Genomic DNA, 24,128 nt, shown 5'->3' with positions numbered 1-24,128 from the left:
AAGGAGTGGCGTTAGCTGTTTATCGATCTTCTTCCCAACAGTCTGTATTTTTTAAGGTTGGAATTGATTTTGCATAAAAGACAGGATTTTTACCAGCTTTACGTTGCTGTGTAAAGTCGTCTAATACAAGGAAGGCAATTTTACCGAGAATAATAATAATGGCTATATTGATGAGCGCCATTAGACCCATAAATAGGTCAGCTAAATTCCATACAAGCTGTACCTGAGCTACAGAGCCAAACATGACCATAGCTAACACTAATATACGATAGCTAAACATCCAACCTTTATGCGCATCCATAAACTCAATATTGGATTCACCATAATAATAGTTTCCAATGATCGAACTGAAGGCAAAGAAGATGATGGCGATAGCAATAAAGTAAGGAGCCCAGTCCCCAACTTGGACAGCTAAAGAATTTTGCGTCAAGATAATGCCGTCACTTTCGCCTTTATCATATAAGCCAGCTAAAATAATGATAAAGGCAGTCGCTGTACAAATCATGATCGTATCAAAAAAGACACCTAAGCTTTGTACTAGCCCTTGTTTGGCAGGGTGTGAGGTATTGGCAGTTGCCGCCGCATTAGGTACACTCCCCATACCAGCCTCGTTGGAAAATAAACCACGACGGACACCTTGCATAATAGCCGCCCCAATTGCACCACCAGCAGCTTCCTGTAGGCCAAATGCATGTGTGAAAATTAAGTTAAAAACATGCGGGATTTCCGAGAAATTTGTCACTACAACAAAAAGGGCTACAAGTAAATAGAAAATCGCCATGACAGGTACAAGAATTTGCGTCACCTTCACAATTCTATGAACACCGCCAAAAATAATTAAGGCTGTTAAGGCGACAAGTATTATCCCAATGATCGCTGGTTTGATATCAAATGCTTCTCCAACTGACGTGGCAATTGTATTGGACTGTACAGCATTAAAAATAAACCCAAAGCTAAATGTTAATAAAATACTAAAAATAATTCCTAGCTTTCGTTGACCTAACGCTTTTTCCATGTAGTAGGCAGGTCCACCCCGGAAGGTATTACCATCCTTCACTTTATAAACCTGTGCTAAGGTACTTTCAATGAAGGCAGTAGCCATCCCTAAAATAGCGATGATCCACATCCAAAAAACAGCACCTGGTCCTCCTACACCAATGGCTAAGGCAACACCTGTAATATTTCCTGTGCCGACACGTGAAGCAGCACTAATAGTAAAAGCCTGGAACGGTGATACACCTGATTCGCCCTCTCTTTTTTCTACAATTAAACGAAACATTTCAGGAAACAGACGAATTTGTACAAACTTCGTACCAAATGAAAAATATAGTCCTGCTACGATTAATAAGATAATTAGGATATATGTCCATAAAACATTATTTCCACTATTTACAATACTTGAAATCCATTCCATAAGTTGTCCTCCTTTTACAATACGCTTTAGTCTACACTGTTTTTTTATAAAAAATCAACATTTCTAAAATAATGAAAATAATCATAATATTTTGTGATTTTAAAATATTTAAATGGATAGAGTTGCTTTAAATACTATTTTTCTGTCATATTCGATAGGGAGATAAAGCATTAAATTTGGAAAATTCTCTTATTTCATTGCGAGTTATGCGTATAATAATAGAAAAGGAGTGTGATGTTGATGAAAACAATCGGCTTAATTGGTGGGATGAGCTGGGAATCCTCCGCTGCCTATTACAGGCTCATGAATGAGCAGGTCAAACAGCGACTAGGAGGCTTACATTCTGCCAAATGTATTTTATATAGTGTGGATTTCCAACAAATTGAGCATTTTCAAGCGAAAGGAGAGTGGGACAAAGCGGGGAATGTTCTGGCACAAGCAGCGCAATCACTTGAGCGTGCAGGTGCAGATTTCGTTATTATTTGTACGAATACGATGCATAAGGTCATTGATATTATAGAGGCAGCGATTACCATCCCGATTTTACATATTGCGGATGCAACAGCTAGACAAATTAAAGAAGCAGATCTACAGAAAATAGCCCTTCTTGGCACGAAGTATACGATGGAGCAGGCGTTTTATAAAGCAAGAGTGGAGGGTTTCGGTATTGAGGTTATTGTGCCAGACAGCCACGAACGAATGGAAGTAAATCGCATTATTTATGAAGAACTGTGTTTAGGTATCATTAAGCAAGACGCCAAATCGTACTATATCCAAGTTGTTGAGGAGCTTGTGCAAGCGGGGGCACAAGGAGTGATTTTAGGCTGTACGGAGATTGGTTTATTGATTCAGCAGGAGGATATTAGTGTGCCAGTGTTTGATACAGCAGCCATTCATGCACAAACTGCGGTGTCCATGGCGATTCAGGAGGAGTTGTAATATGCCAGGCAAGGTACGACAAATGGGCATCAAGATTGGCAAGTTACCAGTTGGACCAAAAAACTGTATGACCGATGTAGCGGGAGTTCAGGTGGGACATGTCACATTGGATGAGCCATTAGATCAGGACGGTGCTTATGCGTGTACAGGAGTCACAGCCATTTTACCGCATGGTGGTAATTTATTTCAGCAAAAGGTAACGGCGGCAAGCTATGTGTTAAATGGTTTCGGAAAAACAACGGGACTTGTGCAAGTCAATGAGCTTGGTGTGATCGAATCACCTATTATGTTAACGAATACCTTTGGCGTGCCAGCCGTTACACAAGGAACATTAAGCTATATGTTGGACTTGAATGAAGATATTGGGCTCATAACAGGAACGATTAATCTTGTGGTAGGCGAATGTAATGATAGTTATTTAAATTCGATTCGAGCGTGTCCCGTGACACCAGAACATGCAATAGCAGCCATTCGTCAAGCCTCTACGGATATAGTACAGGAAGGAGCCGTTGGAGCAGGGAAAGGTATGATGTGTTTTGGCTATAAAGGGGGGATTGGTTCGTCTTCTCGCCTTGTTAAAGTTGAACAACAGGAAATTAGCTATACAGTAGGTTGTCTAGTTCTCAGTAATTTTGGTCAAAGCACTGAGTTTTTAGCCGAGCGTTACAACGCTTCCAATAGGCAAAGCCAATCAACATTATCTCCTACAGATGGTTCAATACTTATTATTCTTGCAACGGATGCCCCGTTGAGTAGCCGCCAATTGCTGCGTGTCATTAAACGCTGTGGTATCGGTCTCGGTCGGACAGGTAGTCACTTTTCACATGGTAGTGGGGATGTAGTCATTGGTTTTACAACGGCACACAGTATTCCTCATACGACAGATCAGCTGATGGAAACAAGAACACAGCTACGTGAGGATCACCCCATCATGAATCAGTTGTTTGCCGCCGCAGCTGAAGCGACAGAGGAAGCGATACTCAATTCATTATCTCAGGCCCAGACTACAACGGGGCGCAATGGCCATACAGTGGAAGCTTACGCTTTTCATAAGGCATAACGATTAAAGCTATTGAGACATCATCCATGTTTCGATAGCTTTTTTTGTACTTCGTTAGCATGAGCGAGCAATGCGATGAATAAAATCCTTAACTAGAGGACAAAAGTGATTTTTCGACAGTGTTTTGCTGGAATATGAATCATTATAGGAGAAAAACTATTATATTGTAATTATTCCTTTTTTATCTAGTCAATGCTAGGGAGATATGATAACATTCATTTTAAAAAACTGAATTATCTAAAAATTAAGGAGGTGTGCCAATATCATCAACCTATTTCAACCAATAGCGGCAGCTATAAATAGGAATCCACCTCTATCTCCGTTTGTTCGTGAAAACGGTGAGCCGCTTATCCAGGTCACAGCTACACATCCGAGACTATTCATGGAGCCTATCTACTATCAGCAACAGATTCCTGATAGTTTGCAAGTTATTTATGTGCGAGAAGGGGTCTATAAGCGTTTGCAGCAGGCGTTAACGTTATTACCACAAGAATATAGTCTCTTACTTTATGATGGGTATCGTCCGTTTCAAGTACAGCAATATTTGTTTACCCATTTTTCAAAGCAATTAGCACAACAAATGCCACAGGCAACACCACAGGAGCTTGTGCAGGCTACGAAAAAATATGTAGCTTTGCCAAGTGAAGAATTCGCCCATTTAGCCCCACATTTAACAGGTGGTGCAATTGATGTCACACTGGCTGATGTCCATGGTAAAGCGTTGGATCTTGGTACAGCTTTTGACGAAATGCATGAAAAATCTGCGACACGTTATTTTGAACAGCACTTGAAGGAAAATCCGCTGGCCTGTCAGCATCGGCGTCTGCTGTACAACTGCTTGTCACTTGCTGGATTCACGAATTATGCAGAAGAATGGTGGCATTACGATTATCACAATGTGGCATGGGCAAGACGTGTGCAAGCGCAGGTAGCCCATTATGGAGCAGTACACGCAACAATACAAAATCATAATGTAAAGGAGTTGCGATTTCTATGAAGGTTTATATTAGCGCAGATATTGAAGGGATTACAGGTACAACATCATGGAGTGAGACCGAGTTAAACGCACCGGACTATCTGTTTTTCCAAAGACAAATGACACGAGAAGTAGAAGCAGCCATTGAAGGAGCGATAGCAGGAGGCGCCACAGAAATTTTATTAAAGGATGCCCACGATTCTGCTCGCAATCTCGACATTTCCAATTTACCCATCAATTGTAAAGTCATCCGTGGCTGGACATATGATCCAATGTGTATGGTGGCAGGTCTCGATCAAAGCTTTGACCGTGCCATTTTTATTGGCTACCACAGTAAAGGAGGAAGTGAGCGCAATCCACTTGCCCATACACTTTGCACATATGCCGACGTCAAAATTAATGGTCATTATGCAAGCGAATTTTTAATCAATACGTATGCGGCGGCTTTACATGATGTTCCTGTATCCTTCGTTAGTGGGGATGTGGGGCTAACAGAGGAAATACAGGCCTTGAATGAACACATGATTACATTTGCCACAAAGGAAGGCATCGGAAATGCAACGATTAGTGTCAGCCCACAGCTAACCATTATGGAAACCAAACGTCTGGTAGAGTCTGCAATGAAAGTGCCACGTGCTGATTTGCAGGTAGCGTTACCAGAACGCTTTGTGGTGGAGATTATTTATCGAGACCATACACGAGCTTATCGCAATTCTTTCTATCCAAATGCCACATTCAAACCACATAATACCGTAGAGTTTATCACCGATGATTTTTATGAGGTGCTTCGTATTTTACAATTTTTAACATGATGCTACTGAGCTTGCTTTATCAATGAATGATCAATAGTGATAGCTTCGTTCCAAAATAGGAATAGAGTGCTCATCCAGGAAAATACTTACAAAGTGCTCATCGAAGCGATGAGCTCGCTCAGAAAGAGGAGAGGCGCTCACCCGAGTGAAGAATTTGCTCAGTAAAGCGCTTGCCCCGATCACAACAAGGCAAAATCGCTCATTCCAGCGAAGCCACCACTCAAAGATGTAGTCAAAAAGCAGTGGGACACGCTGTCCAATATGTTTGATTTGATAGAACCTACAAATTTATCTCATTACCGTGACAACGAGCATGGAATCGTTGTGCATTTCATCGATAGTGGGTCGATTTAGAAGGACCTAGCTTATGTTTGAAAGATCCTATTGAAGGTGCATCCGTCCTTGCAATAGGATTTTCATTATAAAAAGATGATTAGGGGGATGCTTGTGAGAAAGTCTTGGTTGCTGTTCATATGTCTGGTCGTATTGTTTTGTGTAGCCTGCAATGATGAATCATCGAGTGAAAAGGCATCGGAATATCGTGTTGTGTATTCGGGAGAAATTAAAACGTTAAATTATTTAAAGACGTCTGAAACAAATGAATTTGCGGTGGCCGCAAATATGGTGGATGGACTCATAGAATACGATCAATATGGAGTCGTTCAGCCAGGATTGGCGAAGGAATGGTCTGCTAATGAGGATGCTACTGTTTGGACGTTCAAGCTACGTGATGATGCTAAATGGGTCACACATGAGGGGAAGGACTATGCAGATGTTGTGGCACAAGACTTTGTGGATGGCTTACATTATGTGCTTGATGCTAAAAATGAATCATCGACGTCTTGGATTGCGACGGTCGTAAAAAATGGGGAGGCCTTCTATAACGGCGAGTTGGCTGATTTCAAGGAGGTTGGCATAAAGGCGCTAGATGAACATACAGTAGAATATACTTTAGAAGCCCCGACACCCTATTTCCTTTCTATGTTGAACTATGTTTGTTTCTTCCCGGTGAATGGCAAGTTCATTGCCGAGAAAGGGAAGGATTTTGGTACGACGCGTGAAAATTTCCTTTATAATGGCGCTTATCTTTTAGATAAATTTGAACCGCAAAATGAGCGTGTTCTTGTGAAAAATGAGTCGTATTGGGATAAAGACAAGGTGCTGATTGATCGCATTCGCTATAAATACAATAAAGAAGCGGCAACAGTGGCACCAGAGCTGTTTTTACGTGGAGAAATTGATTCTGCTAGTATTCCAACCTCTATTATTGATGAATGGTTTAAAGACGAGAAGAAAAAATCCCAGGTTCGTCAAACACAAAATAACTTCTATACCTACTTCTATGCACTTAACTTTAATCCACAATTTGACGCCCAATATGAGCCAGATAACTGGAAGGTTGCAGTCAATAATAAAGATTTCCGTAAATCCTTATTCCATGCACTGGATCGGGTGTCCGCAATGCTGACGGTTGAGCCTTATAATCCAGCAGATTTGCTGAGCAATACTATTACACCGAAAAACTTTGTCGATGTGGAAGGGGTGGATTATACCCAATTAGCGCCACTTACGACCATTTCCAATGAAGATTCCTTCAATAAAGAGCTCGCTCTAGAGTACAAAGAAAAAGCGAAAACAGCATTAGCAGGTAAAGCCACGTTCCCTGTAAAAGTATTAATGCCCTATAATGCAGGCAGTCCAGATTGGGCCAATCGTTCTCAAGTAGTGGAACAGCAGATTGAAAAATTACTAGGGACAGATTATGTCGACATTATTGTAGAGGCTGGCCCATCGACAGGCTTCTTATCAGAGGTGCGTCGTCCTGGCAAGTTTGCGCTTTTAGAAGCGAACTGGGGTCCTGACTTTGCAGATCCCTCTACGTATACAGATCCATTCACAGTGGACGGTACTTACAATAAACCAGAATTAGCAGAAGGCTATAAAGAGGCAAATGGCAAAACGACGTACCAAAACCTTGTGGATCAAGCGAAAGAAACGATTGATGCCGCAAAACGCTATGAGCTATTTGCAAAGGCAGAGGCCTTTTTAATTGATGAAGCCTTTGTGATCCCTTATTCAGTAGGGGGGAGTGGCTATGTGGCGTCTAAATTAAATCCATTTGAGGCGCAATATTCGCCATTCGGTGTAACGGCAGAGAAATTTAAAGGACAGCAAGTGCTGGAGAAGCCAATGAGTAATGAAGAATTTAAAAAGGCGCTCGCGCAGTGGGAGCAAGAACGTGCGGAAGCGTTAGCGAATGCTGAAAAGTAGTATGGCTTCGTAGAGGAAAAGGAGATACCGAAAGAATAGTCGGCATCTCCTTTAGTCTTTTGGATAAAGGAGGATAGCGCCATGTTGCAGTATATAGGAAAACGTCTCTTACAATCCGTGTTCACCCTTTTTATTATCATCACGATCGTCTTTTCATTATTACGATTAATGCCGGAGGAAGGATATTTAGGAGCGGCAGCCGATAAAATGTCACCGGCTCAGCAAGAAGTTTATTTAACAAATCTTGGCTTGCGTGATCCATTGCTTGTTCAGTTAGGAAATTTTTATAAAAATTTGTTGCAAGGGGATTTAGGCAAATCGGTCACTTATCGTACGGATGTACCGGTTGTGACGATTATTGCGGATAAAATTATGTATTCTCTGCTCTTTGGTTTGGGGGCAGTAGCTTTATCGCTACTCATTGGTGTGCCGTTAGGGATTTTGATGGCCTATCGTAAGGGGCGTTGGCTAGATCGGCTAGGGACAGGCTATATCGTCTTTGTCGTTGCTGTCCCTGCAGCAGTCTACTACTTAGTCATTCAAATGTATATTACGGAACTCTTTCAATTACCGATGCTGTTTGATGCGTACAGGCCGATTACTTGGATTTTGCCACTTACCTCCATGGCGTTGGCGCCGACAGCCTCCTATGCGATGTGGATGCGACGATATATGGTAGATGAACTGAACAAGGACTATATTAAGCTAGCAAGGGCGAAGGGTGTGAAGGAGCGGACATTGATGTTCCAGCATGTACTGCGAAATGCCTTTATTCCAATGGCACAATACTTACCTGCCACCATTCTATTTACGATTACAGGCTCTATTTATATCGAATCGCTCTATTCCATTCCAGGGATGGGGGGCTTGCTCGTGGATGCCATTCAGCGTCAGGATAATACGATTGTGCAAGGTTTAGTGCTAGTGTTCTCTTCTCTTGGCATCATCGGACTTATTTTAGGGGACATTGCCATGGCACTTGTCGATCCACGCATTAAATTAGGCAAGGGAGGGGGTGTGCGCTAATGGGTATGTATACAGATGAAATCAATAATATTTCGAATAAGTCCCGTCAAACATTGTTTGAATTTGCTGAAGTTGACGCAAGACAGGCAGAGGAAACTGGCTATTCCAATTACTCTTATTGGCGGTCTACATGGCAATCCTTTTTAAAAAATAGACTAGCTGTTTTTTTATTAGTGGGAGTGATTATTATTGTCAGCTTCACCATTCTCCAGCCTTATTTACCAGCGCAAAAATCACCAACTGAAATTTACTTGGATGAACAAACAGGGATGCAGGCACGCAATATTACCCCCAATGCAGAGTTTTGGTTTGGCACGAATTCCATTGGTCAGGATTTATGGTCTCGTATTTGGGCGGGCACAAGAACATCTCTCTTTATTGGCTGTGTCGTAGCCTTGGTAGAGGCAGTAGTCGGTATTACAATCGGTACACTGTGGGGCTTTTCACGAAAATTAGAAGCATCGATAACGCAGCTATATAATGTTGTCGATAATATCCCCACAACCATTGTGCTCATTTTAATGTCTTATATTTTACGCCCAAGTATTTCGACGATCATTATAGCTATGTGTATAACGGGATGGGTGGAAATGGCGAGATTTATTCGCAATCAAATTGTTATTTTACGTGACCGTGAATACAACCTAGCCTCAAAATGTTTAGGCACTCCTGATTACCGTATTATCTTAAAAAATTTATTACCTTATTTAATTTCAGTGATTATGTTGCGTATGAGCCTCGCTATTCCCTTTGCGATAGGAGCCGAAGTATTTCTAACATATATCGGTTTAGGGCTACCAATCAGCGAGCCGTCCTTAGGAAATTTAATTAATGAAGGACGCGTACTCATGATGTCACCAGATTTACGTTATCAGCTGATTTTTCCAAGTATTGTGTTAAGTGTCATCACGATAGCATTCTATATTATTGGTAATTCTTTTGCAGATGCAGCAGATCCGAAAAACCATGTGTAAGGAGAGGAAATAAGTGACATTGAAAAAATCGCGCATATTAGTCATACAAAATTTAATCATTCAGTTTACGCTACGGGGTCGTGTCTTAACAGCTATCCGCGATATTTCACTCGACCTTTACAAGGGAGAAAGCTTAGCCATTGTTGGTGAATCAGGTTCGGGAAAATCGGTGCTGATGAAATCCATTATGGGCTTGCTAGATAAAAATGGCAGCATTCAGCAAGGACGAATCATTTACAATGCACAGGATGTAACTCAGTTTACGACAGAGCAAGAATGGTTGCGTATTCGAGGTAAGGAAATTGCGATGGTAACGCAGGACCCAATGACATCGTTGAATCCGCTCAAAACCATTGGGAAGCAAATTGAGGAATGTGTCGTCATGCATCAAGGCTTAAGAGGCAAGGAAGCCTATGAAGAAACATTAAAGTTGCTAACAGATGTAGGTATTACAGATGTGAAAAAACGCTATAAGCAATACCCACATGAATTTTCGGGAGGCATGCGCCAACGTATTGTCATCGCTATTGCGATTGCCTGTAAACCGAATATTTTAATTTGTGATGAACCAACAACCGCTTTAGATGTGACCATTCAAGCTCAGATATTACAACTATTAAAGAATCTTCAGCAGAAATATGGCTTATCCATTGTCTATATTACGCATGATTTAGGCGTTGTCGCAAAGGTGGCTGATCGTATTGCCGTGATGTATGCGGGTGATGTCATTGAGGTCGGGGAAACGCATGAAATTTTCTTTAATAGTAAGCATCCTTATACGTGGGCACTCATTTCCTCCTTACCTCAGCTTGGCTCAAAGGGGGAACAATTATATTCAATTAAGGGCACGCCACCGAATCTTTTTCAGGAAATAAAGGGTGATGCCTTTGCACCACGCAATCCATATGCATTAAAAATTGACTTTGTAGAGCGTCCACCTTTTTTTCAGGTCAGTGACACCCACTATGCGCGCACATGGTTATTAGATCCACTTGCACCAAAAGTAGAGCCGCCAGCCGCTTTACAAGCATTTTTTGTAGAAGGGAGGCAGTATGCTAATGACCGATAAAGAAGTGCTAGTAGAAGTGCAAAATGTATCCGTCGTATTTGGTAAAGGGAAACATAAATTTACAGCGATTGATGATGTCAGCTTTCATATTTTTAAAGGTGAAACATTTGGCATTGTAGGTGAATCAGGATCTGGGAAAACAACGATTGGTCGGGCTATTATGCGCATTAATGAGGTGACAGAAGGACAAATTTTGTATCATGGCAAAAGTATACAGGGCAAAATTTCGAAAGAGTGGGATAGAGAAATTACGCAGAAAATCCAAATGATTTTTCAGGACCCGATGGCCTCCCTCAATGAGCGAGCAAAAGTAGATTATATTATTTCCGAAGGATTATACTCTTCAAAGAAATATAAGGATGAGGCTGACCGTCAGCAAAAGGTTCGCAATGCTTTATTAAATGTAGGCTTGCTGCCAGAGTTCTCTAGCCGCTTTCCTCATGAGTTTTCAGGAGGACAACGGCAGCGTATTGGCATTGCTCGTGCTTTAGTGATGGACCCCGAGTTTATTATTGCAGATGAGCCTATCTCTGCCCTAGATGTGTCCATCCGAGCACAAGTATTGAATTTATTAGCTAGTCTGCAACAGCGTAATCATTTAACGTATTTGTTTATTGCCCATGATTTATCAATTGTCCGTTTTATTACCGATCGGACAGCGGTCATTTATAAAGGGAAAATGGTTGAGCTGGCAGACACAGAAAAGCTATTTACTCATCCGCTGCATCCTTATACAAAGGCACTGTTATCTGCAGTACCAGAGCCGAATCCCTATAAGGAACGAGGGAAAATCGTTGAAGTGTATGATCCGTCACAGCATCGTTATGAGGAAAATCCTCCTTCATTTGTTGAAGTAGAGAAAGGTCATTTTATTTTGGCCAATGAAGAGGAACTAACGCATTATCGTACTTCACTGAAAATGGAGGGAAAAACATGATTCGTCCAAAGGCATTGAAAAAAGGTGACACTATTGGTCTTATTAGTGCTTCTGGGGCAACACCACCAGAAAAGCTGCAGCCTGCTATTGCGAGTATTGAGAAGCTAGGGCTCAAGGTGGTCGTTGGGGAGACCTGTCACGCAAGGCATGGTTATTTAGCAGGTGCTGATGATGTGCGGGCGGCAGATGTCCATCGCATGTTTGGTGATCCGACCATTGACGGCATTTTTTGTATACGTGGAGGCTATGGGGCGACGAAGATTTTAGCACAATTAGATTTTGAGCTGATTCGAGCAAATCCTAAAGTATTTGCAGGCTATAGTGATGTGACTGCCTTACATATAGCCTTTCAACAGCTATGTGGCTTTGTTACGTATCATACCCCGATGCCATCCACAGAATTTATTAGACAGGAAATGGACGACTACACATGGCAATCCTTCAGGCAGCAGATTATGGACAATGACAAAACGTCGTTCTACTTAGAAAATCCCTCTAACCAGCCCATGTCAACACTTGTCAGCGGGAATGCTACAGGTCAGCTAATTGGTGGTAATTTAACATTGATTACAGCGTCACTTGGCACACCCTATGAAATTGATACAAGAGGTAAAATTCTGTTTTTAGAAGATGTCGATGAAACGCAACAACGGGTCGATCGTATGTTTACACAATTAAAACTGGCGGGGAAGTTGGATGACGCGGCAGGTATTTTGTTAGGAGCATGGACTAATTGTGGGCCTGAAAATCTGCAAAGGCCAGAGCATAGCTTATCACTACACATGATTTTCCAAGAAATACTAGTGCCTCTAGGTAAGCCAATTATAGCCGAAATGGCATGTGGTCATTGCTTACCAACGATGTCGCTGCCTTTAGGAAGAACGATCTCAATGGATGCGGACAACCAGCGAATCCATGTGATTGAGTAGGTATTATATGGAGCAGATTATTGAAAAAATGGTTCAGGAATCCCCTTACAACGTACATCTATTTGTTCATAATCTCACAACCAATCAATTGCTTACGAGTCATCAGCTAGAGACTGCATTTTCTAGTGCCAGTGTCATAAAAGTTCCAATTCTAATAGCCTTGCTCTCATATATAGAGCATAACAAATTATCACTTGATACTACGCTGCCGATTTCACCAGACGATTGGGTGGGTTTTAGCGTGATAAGTGAGCAACGGCTTACCCAAAGCACTTTATATGACCTTCTTGTATGGATGATTATTACGAGTGATAATACAGCTACGAATGTCTTAATTGATGAAGTAGGGATGAGCTTTTTGAATGACTATTTTCGGCATATTGGGTTACAGGACACGGTGTTACAGCGAAAAATGATGGATGTAGAACGGCTAGCTCAGGGCATAGACAATCGCACGTCAGCACGGGATATGGCGCATCTTTTTACGCGTATCTATCGGCAAGAGCTACTAACAGCCCCTTACAGTCAACTGGTCATTGATATCTTAAGCCGTCAGCGTGTGCACGACTCCTTAAAGCGTTATCTTGTGGAGGATGTGAAGCTGGCACATAAAACAGGCGGGCTTGATACGGTCGATCATGATGTCGGGATTGTTTATAGTAGCACAATCGATTATAGTATCGGTGTTTTTATGACAAACGTGATGGATAATGAGCAGGCTCGCCAACTAATCGGTCGTCTATCAAAGGTTGTTTATGCGCAGTTGGTGGAGGGAAAGGAGGGACACAGTTGAAGGCTATCGTGACAGCAATGGTTGCCAATTTACAGGCCAAGCCAGATGCAGCTTCTGAATTAGTCGATGAGGTACTTTATGGGATGACAGTAGATATTGTCAAAGAGGTGAATGAAGCTTGGGTATATGTCCAAACAGCCTATCGCTATGAAGGCTATTGTCAGAAGACAGATTTACTGTTAGATGCAGCAATCGCCTCCACGTGGCAACGGGAAGCACAGCATGTCATTCGTCAAAGCTTTGCAGATGTTTTGCAGCAACCACGTATCCAAAGTACCAAACGACTCACGCTTGTAAAGGGCTCGTTCGTCAAAGTCATGTCTTTAAAGGATGTACCAGAAGAATGGTCGGCCATTCAACTCGTATCGGGACAAACAGGATATGTTCGGACAAAATGGCTGCAGCCGAAAATTTCAGTTCAGGCATTATCGGAGGCACAGTTTCGAGAAAACGTTGTGGAAACGGCACTTAGCTATTTAACAGCACCCTATCGATGGGGTGGTAAATCGCCTTTAGGGATTGATTGCTCTGGCTTATGTTCAATGGCCTATCTGTTCAATGGCGTTTATATTTTTCGAGATGCCAAAATAGTAGAGGGCTTTCCGATTGTCAAAATAGACCAAGACCAGATGCAAAAGGGTGATTTAATCTATTTCCCTGGTCATATTGCTTTATATATGGGCGATCAGCTTTATATCCACTCATCACTAGGAGGCAATGAAGTGACCATTAATAGTCTAGATGAAAAACATCCGCTCTTTCGACAGGATTTAGCTACGACGATAGTAGCAGTAGGTACTTTTTTTCAGGAGAAGCCAAATATTTAGGCTTCTCTTTGAGTTTTTATAAGAGAAAAATCGATGGCATGTCTGTCCAATCAACAATGAGATTTAAGTCGATCCAGTTTTTTTAAGGACATCCCAATTTTGGTGATAACTAATGTACTAACATTCACAAGCAGTAACGCTATTAGCTGCCACACACCGATAAAAAAAGTAATCATACATAAATCAAAGGCTGCTTCACCTGGGGGCATGTCTGGATAGGGCTCTAATTGCCAATAATGCAACACAAAATAACAGGCTAAAGCTGTTCCTTGACCGACATAGATAAAGATCCAATGGATAGAGGATGCTATTTTGAGTCGACAACACCAAAGCGCTAAATTTAGCAAAAGGATAAGTAGCGGAAACAGCAACAGTTGAAACATACTTTCAGCTATGGTCGTAATGAAAAATAGGTTATAGCTTAGCTGAATGACTGGCAAAAGGATTAAGTTGACGGTGATAACACTGAGCAGTTGTATGCGCGTCATGATATGTCTACCCTTTCCGTATTTTTACATAAAGACGTTTTGACAAAAGAAAGGGTTTCGTCCACTATAAGAAACCCTCCATACGCTTGTTTGTTGGCTGAGTACGGAGGGTTTTGGATTAATAATGATAGATATTAAGTTGTTGGCCTGCTTCAAGGCGATCTGATCGCAGCTGATTCCATTGTTTAATTGATGTCACCTTTACATTATAGACCTCTGCAATCTTCATAAGTGAATCCCCATCAGCCACCGTAATCGTTTTCTTATCTTTCACAGGGGTGTCATATTGTTGTAGATCATATTTTGCAATTAGTGCATTTAATTTTTCACTGTATGATGAATCAGTAGCATAGGAGCCTGTTAAAAACGCCGTCGCATCTGTATAGACCTTTGTGTTGCTTTTGAAAACGCCCGCGTAAAAATCCTTGTTCCATGAAACGCCATTACGCATTAACTTTACATAATCTTGCATGGATGCCTCATAGGAAGGGTATTTGCGGAAGGCAGCCATGATTGTGGAAAGATTACCAGAACCATCATCCTCTGATGTTTCGAGTGTTACGGAATCATTTTGGTAGCTGCCTTTCATGCCAAATAAATTATAATTGGGTGCAGAACCTAGTCCACTTTGACCATGCTCACTTTCTAGAATCGCTTGGGCAATCATGACGGATGCGTATAGGTCATTATCAGCACCAAGGTCCCGAGCAGTTTCGGCGATTTCACCAATAAACTCCTCCACACTTGGGCCATTATCAATGACGACAGGCTCTTCTCTGTCAGTCGTATTCAATAACTGTGTTACCATATAAAACGAAATACAAATAACAACAATGGTAATCATAAGTCCTTTAAAAAAGTTTAGCACGTATTTCATTGTAGCTGGATGTTGGTCGTGACCACATCTCCCTCCCTTCTATTAAAAGTTTAGCTATCTCTCATTATTACAGAGAGTTTAAAAGAAATAAAGAGCAGTCTAAATAAATAGATTTCATCATTAATAGAACGCTACCAGTGCTAATTAGTTCCTCGTTATTGCTCACTTATACTTTAAAATTTTGGGACATAAATTGTTTGAATCTCTCAAAATATTGCTCGGAGGCTTCCCATTGTCTAGTGTTCAAATAAGATAGCTCTTGAAGACCATAATAATGAGGAGGCTGATAATAACGGGAAACATAGGATTGATTTTCAAGTGTATAAAAATAATACGCTTCGTCAGGCGTCTGAATTTCAATGCGAGCATGTATCCTATCACCATCCTCATCCAGATAGGCTTGACGGAAACTATAGCATTTGGAACCATCCCAGAAACCATCATGGTCTTCTTCTAATTCTTGGATTGCTGACTGCTGGAAAATTTGTCGTACATATTGTATCTCGATAGTATGCAAGTAAAGCTCTGCTACATTGATGCACGTTAAAAGCATGAGCCAGTGATCGTGAATATCCACTAAATGCGCCTGCGATGATTCTGTAATATCCCACCATTCAGCTTCTTCCTCTAGTGTTTTTCTCAAGAGGGAGACGGATTGATCCTCATTAAGCCAAATAAAATAGTGATACTGAGAAGTCTTCATATAAACACTATCATTGCGTTTGTCTCCATCAGCATTGGTATGTGCGCGCTGGATCATGAAATAAACATCCTGTTCCGTCAAATCAAAAGAAGGCTTGTCTGGTGTCATCAAAATACATGTAGTCAGTTTCAGTATGTTTTCCGCATTAATCGAATGGTGCGTGAAATAAACAGAAGATGCTATCGTCCTTTGAGGAACGCTTGTAAAATGAGTGAGTGCGGAACGTCCTTCTTTAAAAATTTGCACCAGTGAAGCGAATGAAAAGCCGACCTCATCCTCATCTTCATCCTCGTCTAAAAATACTTCATCGATTAATATGTCCTGAATACGAATGGGGAGTTCTTGAAAAATACCGTCTCCGTGCCAAATATTTACGATACACTGAAGCGACCTCTGGCCATTTACATTGATGCGATACTCGTCATCCTGAACTAATGTTGCTGCTTGAAGATTGCCGTTAACAATAGCTTCTCCATGATTGTATGAGCCACATAAAATATTCTCGACCGTCAGATTTCCATTTACATAGATTTCCTGACCACCGACCGCTATATTTTTAGCCATTAAATTGCCCATCACCATCAGCCCAATTGCACCATCTGTTTCTAAATTGTATAGGTTGTCAACGGTTAAATGGCCATTGATGAAAATAAGAATGGTCTTATCTTGCTGTGGAAAAGGCATACCCCAATCCAAATCAAGAGAGGGAAGTGTCAAATCGCCCTCATAGTACGCTACTAGATCATCCTCACTAAAATCCTTGTAAAACTTTGCCCACCAAGAGTCTGCTGGAAATCTTTCAGCTAGTTGGGAAATCGCCATGAATTGATAGACATTGTGCATACGTCACGACCTCTCTATTGCTATTTTTTTTATCTTCTCACAGCGAGTAATTGGCAGTCAATTTCATAGATTGGTAGAGACAAGCACAATTTAATAGAAAATGGTATTATGAACCTTTAAAATGATTAGTTGAAAGGAAGTTTTGATTGAATACGATTTTTAGTGTTACACAAAAACAACTATACGATTTTCTACTGAATGTAGCGACGATACGACCTGTCTTTATTTGGGGAGCGCCTGGCATAGGGAAATCAGCGATTGTTGAAAATTTTGCTAGCGAATTAGGCTTGCCCTGTGTTTCGTTATTGGGCAGTCAGCTAGCACCCGAGGATATCATTGGCGTTCCGCAAATTAAGGATGGCTACAGTGTTTTTTGTCCACCCAAAATGATTGCGCGAAATGAGCCTTATTGCCTTTTTTTAGATGAATTAAATGCTTGCTCACAGGAAGTACAAAAAGCTTTTTATAGTCTCATTCATGAACGCAGAATTGGAGAGTTTACGTTGCCAGAGGGCACGATTGTCATTGGCGCAGGCAATCGTGCTCAGGATAATGCGATTGTTAAACCGATGTCCTCAGCATTAATCAATCGTATGGTCCATGTTCAGCTAAGGGCATCGCACAAAGATTGGCTTGAATGGGCCTATGCACATGAAATACATCCCTATGTGATTGAGTATATTCAAATGCGTCCCGACCATTTATGGAGCGAACCGCCGAAAACAGAGGAACCATTCTCTACACCACGTTCATGGCATATGCTAAGTGATTGCTTGTATGCATACGGCAATAGCTTGCCAGAACAAACAATCGATCTATTAGCAAGCAGCTGCCTATCTGCACATATTGCCAGTCAATTTAAAGCCTTTATCAAACAAGTGCAAAGTAAATATGATCTAGCCAAAATTATCAATGGTGAATTGCGTTGGCCAGATCGACCGGAAGAAAGAGATTTGCTTTATTTCATGGCGCAATCCTTCCGTGCGCAGTTACTGAAGGAGCTTCCAAACGAGCATACGACATTGAAGGGGAATCAACGACAATTAGCCTTTCGTGCCAAAGATTTGATCAAGGACTTAGCGTCCATTAGCTTAGAAATTGCACAGATGGTTGTGTCAGAGCAAAAGGGTGAAGCTTTACCCGCTTGGTTTATGCTGGAGGTTATTCGGGATTTACCACGTTTAGTAGCCAAAAAGGACGGTTAACATATGGCCAAAAAAAAGAAAGCATCACAGCAGGAGCAGAAAAATGAGAAAGCGATCGCGCGTGGGCATGAGATTGTTTGTACACATCCCTTGTTCGAGGCGTTATGTCATGCTGTGTACATGCAATATGAAAGTATGCCACAAAAGGATTGGGCTTACGTCACAAGCGCGGGTGTCATCTGTGTTAATCAAGATAAAAAAGGACAGCCCAACGAATGGGCCTATGTCATAGCGCATTGTTTGCTACACCTTGGCTTACATCATCATCAACCAAAAGAGCAGCAGGAACTGTGGAATATCGCCTGTGACTGCTATATTACAAAGTTTTTAGCAGAGCTAAAATTTGGTCAAGCACCTAAAGACATGAGTAATCCGCTTTTTGAAGCTTTTAGCTCAGAGGAAAAATTGTATGACAGATTTTTACGCGAAGGTGTGCCAGACGATTTGAAAGGCTATAGTACAATGCCAGGACAAGTGGATTTTATTATTTCACAAAATAAAACGAATGTTCTTTATAGAGGCGCTAGCAATTACGCTGCGTTATTTGCAGAAGGTTTATCGAAAGCAGTGCAAAGCGCCATTCTTGTAGCAGGTGGGGTAGAGACCACATTTGGAGGAACAACGAGGGTAACACAAGCACAACGCGCAAAGGCTTGGTTTATGAGCTCATATCCCTTATTTGGTGCTTTAGCTGCGGATTTTACCATAATTGAAGACCCACTTGTTTGTACAAGAATGGATATCTCTGTTGCCGCCATCGCAGTGGAAACGAAGGAGATTTATTTGAATACGGCTGTAGGGATGACCGATGAGGAAATGCGCTTTTTAATGGCACACGAACTGCTGCATGCGGGATTAAGCCATGCTACGCGCAGACAAGGACGTGATCCCTATCTATGGAATGTTGCTTGTGATTATGTCATCAATGGCTGGCTCATCGATATGAAAATTGGCGAGATGCCAGCATTTGGTGGGCTATATGATCCAGCCTTAAAAGGGCTCTCGGCAGAATCTATTTATGATCGCATTGTTACGGATATCAGGATGTATCGCAAATTAAGAACCTTTCGAGGGCAAGGCACAGTAGATATGATTGAAACGAATCCACCAGACTTTTGGGAAGGTAAGGCAGGTGTGGATTTGGATGCTTTTTATAGAAGAGCATTGAGTCAAGGATTAAGCTATCATATGGCACAGGAGAGAGGATACTTACCACAAGGACTCATTGAGGAAATTCGTAGTCTAGCACAGCCACCTATTGCTTGGGATGTGGCCTTAGCCAAATGGTTTGATCGCATGTTTCAGCCAATAGAAAAGGTCAGAACGTATGCACGACCAAGTAGAAGGCAAGCATCGACACCTGATATAGCTAGACCAAGATGGGTTCATCAAAGCGGAGAGGAAGATGGGCGTACTTTCGCAGTCCTTATTGATACCTCAGGCTCTATGGATCGTCTCTTACTAGGAAAAGCACTCGGCACAATCGCGAGCTATAGTATTGCCAGAGATGTTCCCCTTGTACGAGTGATATTTTGTGATGCCGTTGCCTATGATGCAGGCTATCTAGCACCTGAAGAGCTATTGTCTAAAGTGAAAGTAAGAGGCAGAGGAGGCACGGTGCTACAGCCTGGTGTCCGTTTACTAGAAGAAGCGCAGGATTTTCCAAAGGATGGTCCTATCCTTATTATTACGGATGGTCAATGTGATCGTTTAACCATAAAAAGAGAGCACGCCTTCGTATTGCCACAAGGGGCCAAGCTACCGTTTGTGCCAAAAGGCGAAGTATTTAGAATGAAATAGCCAAACCTACCTGCACATGTTTGAAAGAACTGTTGTTGGTGAAATATAGAAGTGAACTTATTCTCATTTCATTCGCAAATTTAAAAGGAGATGACAGATGATTACATTTGACAATGTCTCAAAAAAATATGATAACGACCATACAGCTGTCAAAGCTCTAAATGTCGAAATTAAAAAGGGTGAATTTTTTGTCATTATCGGCCCTAGTGGATGTGGCAAAACTACTTTATTGAAGATGATTAATCGATTAATTCCATTAACAGAAGGAACGATTTGGATCAATGGTAAAAGAATCAGTGACTATAATATCCATGAGTTACGTTGGAGTATCGGTTATGTATTACAGCAGATCGCCCTGTTTCCACATATGACGATTGAAGAAAATATTGCGATTGTGCCAGAATTGAAACATTGGCATAAAACAAAAATTCAAAAGCGTGTGGAGGAACTGCTGGAGATGGTTGGGCTTGAACCAGAAAAATATCGCCAGCGTAAGCCACAGGAGTTATCAGGTGGCGAACAACAAAGAGTGGGCGTTATTCGTGCCTTAGCGGCTGACCCATCGATTATCTTAATGGATGAGCCGTTCAGTGCCTTAGACCCCATCAGTCGTACAAAACTCCAGGATGATTTACTGGAGATGCAACGTACGATAAGGAAAACCATTGTATTTGTCTCACATGATATGCAGGAGGCACTGAAGTTAGGGGATCGCCTCTGTATTATGAAAGATGGCGAAATTGTCCAAATAGGTACGCCACAAGAATTGATACAAAACCCTGCCAATGACTTTGTACAACAGTTTATTGGTAGCAAGCATCAGGTAGAGCATGCGTTTACTATCCATGCCATCATGCAACCAATCATGACAACAAGCGAGTTCCAGGATACGATACTTGTGGATGCTTCACTTGCGACAATTTTTGACAAGCTAGCCCAGCATGACTTATTAGGTGTCGAGGAGGATGGCAAGCTCATCGGTATGGTGACAAGAGCCTCTATGCTGCACTATTTAGCAAAGGATTCAAAGGAAAGAGGTCTTGCGCATGACTAATGTGATGGAGATGTTTCAAGAACGGAAGGCACAACTGCTAGCGGCATTGCTAGAACATATCCAACTATCCTTCATCGCTTTATTTTTTGCTGTTCTCATTGCCATTCCTCTAGGTATCTATTTAACCAATAAAAAGAAAATAGCTGAAAGTATCATCGGCATCAGTGCCGTTTTGCAAACGATTCCTTCTTTAGCTTTACTGGGCTTATTAATACCTCTATTTGGTATTGGGAAAGTTCCCGCCATTATTGCGTTAGTCGTCTATGCGCTATTGCCTATTTTGCGAAACACCTATACGGGCATTAATGAAGTCGATCCATCATTAAAGGAAGCGGCATTAGCCATGGGGATGAATAGACCGAAGCGTTTATTGAAAGTAGAATTACCACTGGCCATGCCTGTCATGATGGCAGGTATTCGAACAGCGATGGTGTTAATTGTGGGGACCGCCACATTAGCTGCTTTAATTGGAGCTGGGGGATTAGGAGACATCATTTTACTTGGAATTGACCGTAATAATACAGCCCTCATTTTAATAGGAGCTATACCGGCAGCCATGTTAGCATTGATTTTTGATGTGTTGCTCAAAAAATTAGAATCCCTGTCCTTTAAAAAAACATTGACTACATTGAGTCTCGTTAGTTTGACGGCATTCATCATTATTTTCTTCCCGCTATTTAGTAATAAACCACAAGATGAAATCGTGATAGCAGGAAAGCTAGGCTCTGAACCTGAGATACTCATCAATATGTATAAATTATTGATTGAACAGGAAACGGACTTAACTGTGCAGCTAAAGCCAGGGCTTGGTAAAACCTCGTTTGTATTCAATGCGTTAAAATCGGGGAGTATTGATATTTACCCTGAATTTACGGGCACAGCTATTACGGAATTTTTAAAAGAGGAAGCGATCAATCATAACCAAGCCGATGTCTACCATCAGGCAAAAGATGGCATGCTGGCGCAATTTGATATGGTCATGCTAAGCCCCATGAACTATAACAATACGTATGCATTGGCCGTATCACAGGATTTGGCGGAGACGTATCAATTGCAAAAAATTTCTGATCTGCAAGCGATAGAGCAGAAGGTGAAGGCAGGCTTTACATTAGAATTTAATGACCGTGAAGATGGCTATGTTGGCATTCAAAAACGTTATGGGATTGTGTTTCCAACACTTGCAACGATGGAGCCAAAGCTTCGCTATCAGGCGATACAATCGGGCGATATCAATTTACTGGATGCCTATTCAACGGATAGTGAAATTCGTCAATACAAGCTACATGTATTGGAGGACGATCAAGCATTGTTTCCACCCTATCAAGGAGCACCATTGCTAAGAAAAGAAACGCTAACAAACTATCCAGAGATTGAAAAGGCATTAAATCAACTAGCAAACCATATTACAGACGATGAAATGCGAGAAATGAATTATCAAGTAAATGTGGAAGGAAAGCTCGCAGCAGACGTAGCAAAAGCATTTTTAGTAGAGACAGGATTATTAAAATAAAAGCCAGGCCCTCTAGCATTAGAGGGTTTTATTTTTATCGATAATTATTGATAGGGATAAAAAAGGAAGGAAAGGGGATGCTGATTTTTGGCTTGACGATGCTTGTGATTCTTTTGGTAGGAACAATGAAGGTATCAGAACAATTAGTAGCCAAGGGGAGTATGGCGGCTTCTATTCATTTTAAAGGGTTGGAAATGCTGTTGTCCGATTAGGTAGGCAAGGATATGCATTATGCAAAAAAGATGTCATGACCCTTTTATTTACTGCTACAATATACATAGCTATTGTCTTATTGATTGTTGTCTAATTTACAAAAGGTATCCTATTTTCGTTAGCTAATAGTGAAAATGGAAATAATTTCATGCTGTGTGATCGTGTTGAGCTTGATAGCTAATGCATTCCATACCTATTTCCCCTATCTGATGATGCAACAGCTTAGGAAGTGAGAACATGACCATAATGATTCGCTTAGATTGTATGCAAGCGGATCGTAAAATGCAGCTAGGTGATGGTCAATCTCTCTAATTTAAAAACGGGTAAGGTAATACGATTGGTAAAGCGCAATCTATTGGAGTATGTTGAGGAAGAAGATGACAGATAGAAGTGAACTAGAAAGGATTTTCAAGAATGATGGTTTTTAGTTTTTTATTGATCGCCATTGTAGCAGAGGTTTTTGCAAGCTCCATGCTAAAGCGCACAGAAGGTTTCACGCGCATTTGGCCATCTGTTGGTGTGGTGGTTGGCTACGCAGCGGCATTTTATTGTTTAGCCTTGACATTACAGGTTATCCCTATCGGCACAGCCTATGCCATATGGGCAGGTTTAGGGACAGCGTTAACGGCTATTGTCGGGGTTGTCCTTTATAAGGAACAATTTAATCGCAAGAAGGTCATAGGGATACTATGTATTATTTTGGGTGTCGTAGTACTCAATCTTGCAGGTGGACATTAGGAGGCTGAACAGCATGAAGGGCTATTTATTTTTAACATTATCGATTATAAGTGAGGTTTTTGCGACAACTATGCTCAAGCTTTCTGAAGGCTTCACCGTGCTGGGTCCCTCTTTAGCGGTGGCACTTGGCTATGGCATTTCATTTTATAGCTTATCCTTATGCCTAAAAACATTGCCATTAAGCCTAGCCTACGCTATTTGGTCAGGTGTTGGGACAGCTTTAACCGTTCTCGTAGGTATGATTATTTGGCACGACATGTTTAATCTCTACTCGGCACTTGGCATAGCCCTCATCATTGGCGGCGTGATTTTGTTAAATCAAGGGGATAAACGTGACAAGGTGATGGATAGTTTGCAGGAGTAGGTGGATAGAGTTGTAAAAGTACTGGATAGCAGGAAAAGAAGGATAGAGTTGCAAAAAAGGTGGATAGAACAGTGAAAGCGGTGGATAGAAATGCAAAAGTAATGGATAGAACAACAAAAGTGATGGATAGAAACGCAAAAGCAACGGATAGAACAACAAAAGCGGTGGATAGAAATGCAAAAGCAACGGATAGAACAACAAAAGCAACGGATAGAACAACAAAAGCAACGGATAGAACAGTAAAAGCAGAGGATAACATGCTGTATAGAAGTACGATAGCGTTGGATTAGTTCAAAGGGGGAAAGT

The 24,128-nt window shown here is 41.4% G+C and carries 24 protein-coding genes; 20 read left to right on the top strand and 4 right to left on the bottom strand.

Annotated elements, in window-relative coordinates; all coding sequences use genetic code 11:
- Positions 1-19: 19 nt before the first annotated feature.
- A complete protein-coding gene (locus CRI88_RS15375) occupies positions 20-1,414 on the bottom strand; it encodes an alanine/glycine:cation symporter family protein (protein ID WP_058844956.1) in 1,395 nt (464 codons plus the stop codon).
- Positions 1,415-1,654: 240 nt separating this feature from the next.
- On the opposite strand from CRI88_RS15375, the gene CRI88_RS15370 reads away from it, so the two are divergent.
- The 12 genes from CRI88_RS15370 to CRI88_RS15315 all read left to right on the top strand — a co-directional run bounded on the left by CRI88_RS15370 (position 1,655) and on the right by CRI88_RS15315 (position 14,027).
- Positions 1,655-2,353, top strand: coding sequence for an aspartate/glutamate racemase family protein (locus CRI88_RS15370; RefSeq protein WP_101966815.1), 699 nt, complete (start codon positions 1,655-1,657; stop codon positions 2,351-2,353).
- A 1-nt stretch (position 2,354) separates the two neighbouring features.
- Positions 2,355-3,413, top strand: a complete 1,059-nt coding sequence (locus CRI88_RS15365) for a DmpA family aminopeptidase (RefSeq protein ID WP_036127057.1) — start codon at positions 2,355-2,357, stop codon at positions 3,411-3,413.
- Between the two features lie 382 nt (positions 3,414-3,795).
- Entirely contained in the window at positions 3,796-4,410 is a 615-nt protein-coding gene (locus tag CRI88_RS15360) for a M15 family metallopeptidase (protein ID WP_101966814.1), read from the top strand.
- A complete protein-coding gene (locus CRI88_RS15355; RefSeq protein WP_058844953.1) occupies positions 4,407-5,201 on the top strand; it encodes a M55 family metallopeptidase in 795 nt (264 codons plus the stop codon). The genes CRI88_RS15360 and CRI88_RS15355 overlap by 4 nt, the downstream gene beginning before the upstream one ends.
- A gap of 447 nt (positions 5,202-5,648) precedes the next feature.
- Positions 5,649-7,472, top strand: a complete 1,824-nt coding sequence (locus CRI88_RS15350) for a peptide ABC transporter substrate-binding protein (RefSeq protein ID WP_101966813.1) — start codon at positions 5,649-5,651, stop codon at positions 7,470-7,472.
- An 81-nt stretch (positions 7,473-7,553) separates the two neighbouring features.
- Complete coding sequence (locus CRI88_RS15345) at positions 7,554-8,498, top strand: ABC transporter permease (protein ID WP_089932476.1); 945 nt, start codon at positions 7,554-7,556, stop codon at positions 8,496-8,498.
- Entirely contained in the window at positions 8,498-9,472 is a 975-nt protein-coding gene (locus CRI88_RS15340) for an ABC transporter permease (RefSeq protein ID WP_058844950.1), read from the top strand. Before CRI88_RS15345 ends, CRI88_RS15340 begins: the two co-directional genes overlap by 1 nt.
- 13 nt (positions 9,473-9,485) lie before the next feature.
- Positions 9,486-10,541, top strand: a complete 1,056-nt coding sequence (locus CRI88_RS15335; RefSeq protein ID WP_082673764.1) for an ABC transporter ATP-binding protein — start codon at positions 9,486-9,488, stop codon at positions 10,539-10,541.
- A complete protein-coding gene (locus CRI88_RS15330) occupies positions 10,531-11,478 on the top strand; it encodes an ATP-binding cassette domain-containing protein (protein WP_082673763.1) in 948 nt (315 codons plus the stop codon). The genes CRI88_RS15335 and CRI88_RS15330 overlap by 11 nt, the downstream gene beginning before the upstream one ends.
- Positions 11,475-12,407 carry a S66 peptidase family protein gene (locus CRI88_RS15325; RefSeq protein ID WP_058844948.1) on the top strand — a complete coding sequence of 311 codons (933 nt, stop codon included), beginning with the start codon at positions 11,475-11,477 and terminating at the stop codon, positions 12,405-12,407. The genes CRI88_RS15330 and CRI88_RS15325 overlap by 4 nt, the downstream gene beginning before the upstream one ends.
- Positions 12,408-12,414: 7 nt before the next feature.
- On the top strand, positions 12,415-13,200 hold the full coding sequence (locus tag CRI88_RS15320; RefSeq protein ID WP_036116855.1) for a serine hydrolase: 786 nt from the start codon (positions 12,415-12,417) through the stop codon (positions 13,198-13,200).
- Positions 13,197-14,027 (top strand): C40 family peptidase, encoded by an 831-nt coding sequence (locus CRI88_RS15315; protein ID WP_058844947.1) that lies wholly within the window; start codon positions 13,197-13,199, stop codon positions 14,025-14,027. Before CRI88_RS15320 ends, CRI88_RS15315 begins: the two co-directional genes overlap by 4 nt.
- 50 nt (positions 14,028-14,077) lie before the next feature.
- Here CRI88_RS15315 and CRI88_RS15310 read toward each other — a convergent pair whose 3' ends face one another.
- From CRI88_RS15310 to CRI88_RS15300, 3 genes are all read right to left on the bottom strand, one after another.
- Positions 14,078-14,515, bottom strand: a complete 438-nt coding sequence (locus CRI88_RS15310; protein ID WP_058844946.1) for a hypothetical protein — start codon at positions 14,513-14,515, stop codon at positions 14,078-14,080.
- A 118-nt stretch (positions 14,516-14,633) separates the two neighbouring features.
- On the bottom strand, positions 14,634-15,392 hold the full coding sequence (locus tag CRI88_RS15305; protein ID WP_036116860.1) for a glucosaminidase domain-containing protein: 759 nt from the start codon (positions 15,390-15,392) through the stop codon (positions 14,634-14,636).
- Positions 15,393-15,558: 166 nt separating this feature from the next.
- Positions 15,559-16,938 (bottom strand): hypothetical protein, encoded by a 1,380-nt coding sequence (locus CRI88_RS15300; protein ID WP_101966812.1) that lies wholly within the window; start codon positions 16,936-16,938, stop codon positions 15,559-15,561.
- Positions 16,939-17,084: 146 nt separating this feature from the next.
- On the opposite strand from CRI88_RS15300, the gene CRI88_RS15295 reads away from it, so the two are divergent.
- The 8 genes from CRI88_RS15295 (at position 17,085) to CRI88_RS15265 (ending at position 24,112) form a co-directional block, all read left to right on the top strand.
- Positions 17,085-18,143: an AAA family ATPase gene (locus tag CRI88_RS15295; RefSeq protein WP_036116864.1), complete on the top strand. Its 1,059-nt coding sequence runs from the start codon at positions 17,085-17,087 to the stop codon at positions 18,141-18,143.
- Between the two features lie 3 nt (positions 18,144-18,146).
- A complete protein-coding gene (locus CRI88_RS15290) occupies positions 18,147-19,943 on the top strand; it encodes a vWA domain-containing protein (protein ID WP_058844944.1) in 1,797 nt (598 codons plus the stop codon).
- Between the two features lie 97 nt (positions 19,944-20,040).
- Positions 20,041-20,997, top strand: coding sequence for an ABC transporter ATP-binding protein (locus CRI88_RS15285; RefSeq protein ID WP_036116868.1), 957 nt, complete (start codon positions 20,041-20,043; stop codon positions 20,995-20,997).
- The gene (gene opuFB / locus CRI88_RS15280) at positions 20,990-22,507 is read left to right on the top strand and encodes an osmoprotectant update ABC transporter permease/substrate-binding subunit OpuFB (RefSeq protein ID WP_058844943.1); all 1,518 of its coding nucleotides are present in this window, start codon (positions 20,990-20,992) and stop codon (positions 22,505-22,507) included. The genes CRI88_RS15285 and opuFB overlap by 8 nt, the downstream gene beginning before the upstream one ends.
- 77 nt (positions 22,508-22,584) lie before the next feature.
- Entirely contained in the window at positions 22,585-22,719 is a 135-nt protein-coding gene (locus CRI88_RS22965; RefSeq protein WP_256375522.1) for a hypothetical protein, read from the top strand.
- Between the two features lie 415 nt (positions 22,720-23,134).
- The gene (locus tag CRI88_RS15275) at positions 23,135-23,458 is read left to right on the top strand and encodes a DMT family transporter (protein ID WP_058844942.1); all 324 of its coding nucleotides are present in this window, start codon (positions 23,135-23,137) and stop codon (positions 23,456-23,458) included.
- A gap of 13 nt (positions 23,459-23,471) precedes the next feature.
- Complete coding sequence (locus CRI88_RS15270; protein ID WP_036116874.1) at positions 23,472-23,822, top strand: DMT family transporter; 351 nt, start codon at positions 23,472-23,474, stop codon at positions 23,820-23,822.
- A gap of 59 nt (positions 23,823-23,881) precedes the next feature.
- Positions 23,882-24,112, top strand: a complete 231-nt coding sequence (locus CRI88_RS15265; protein WP_101966811.1) for a hypothetical protein — start codon at positions 23,882-23,884, stop codon at positions 24,110-24,112.
- The last annotated feature ends 16 nt before the right edge of the window (positions 24,113-24,128 follow it).

The sequence above is a fragment of the Lysinibacillus fusiformis genome (assembly GCF_002845985.1).
Taxonomy (GTDB): domain Bacteria; phylum Bacillota; class Bacilli; order Bacillales_A; family Planococcaceae; genus Lysinibacillus; species Lysinibacillus fusiformis_D.
The sequence above is the reverse complement of the archived record's forward strand: the minus strand, read 5'-3'. Positions and strand labels throughout refer to the sequence as shown.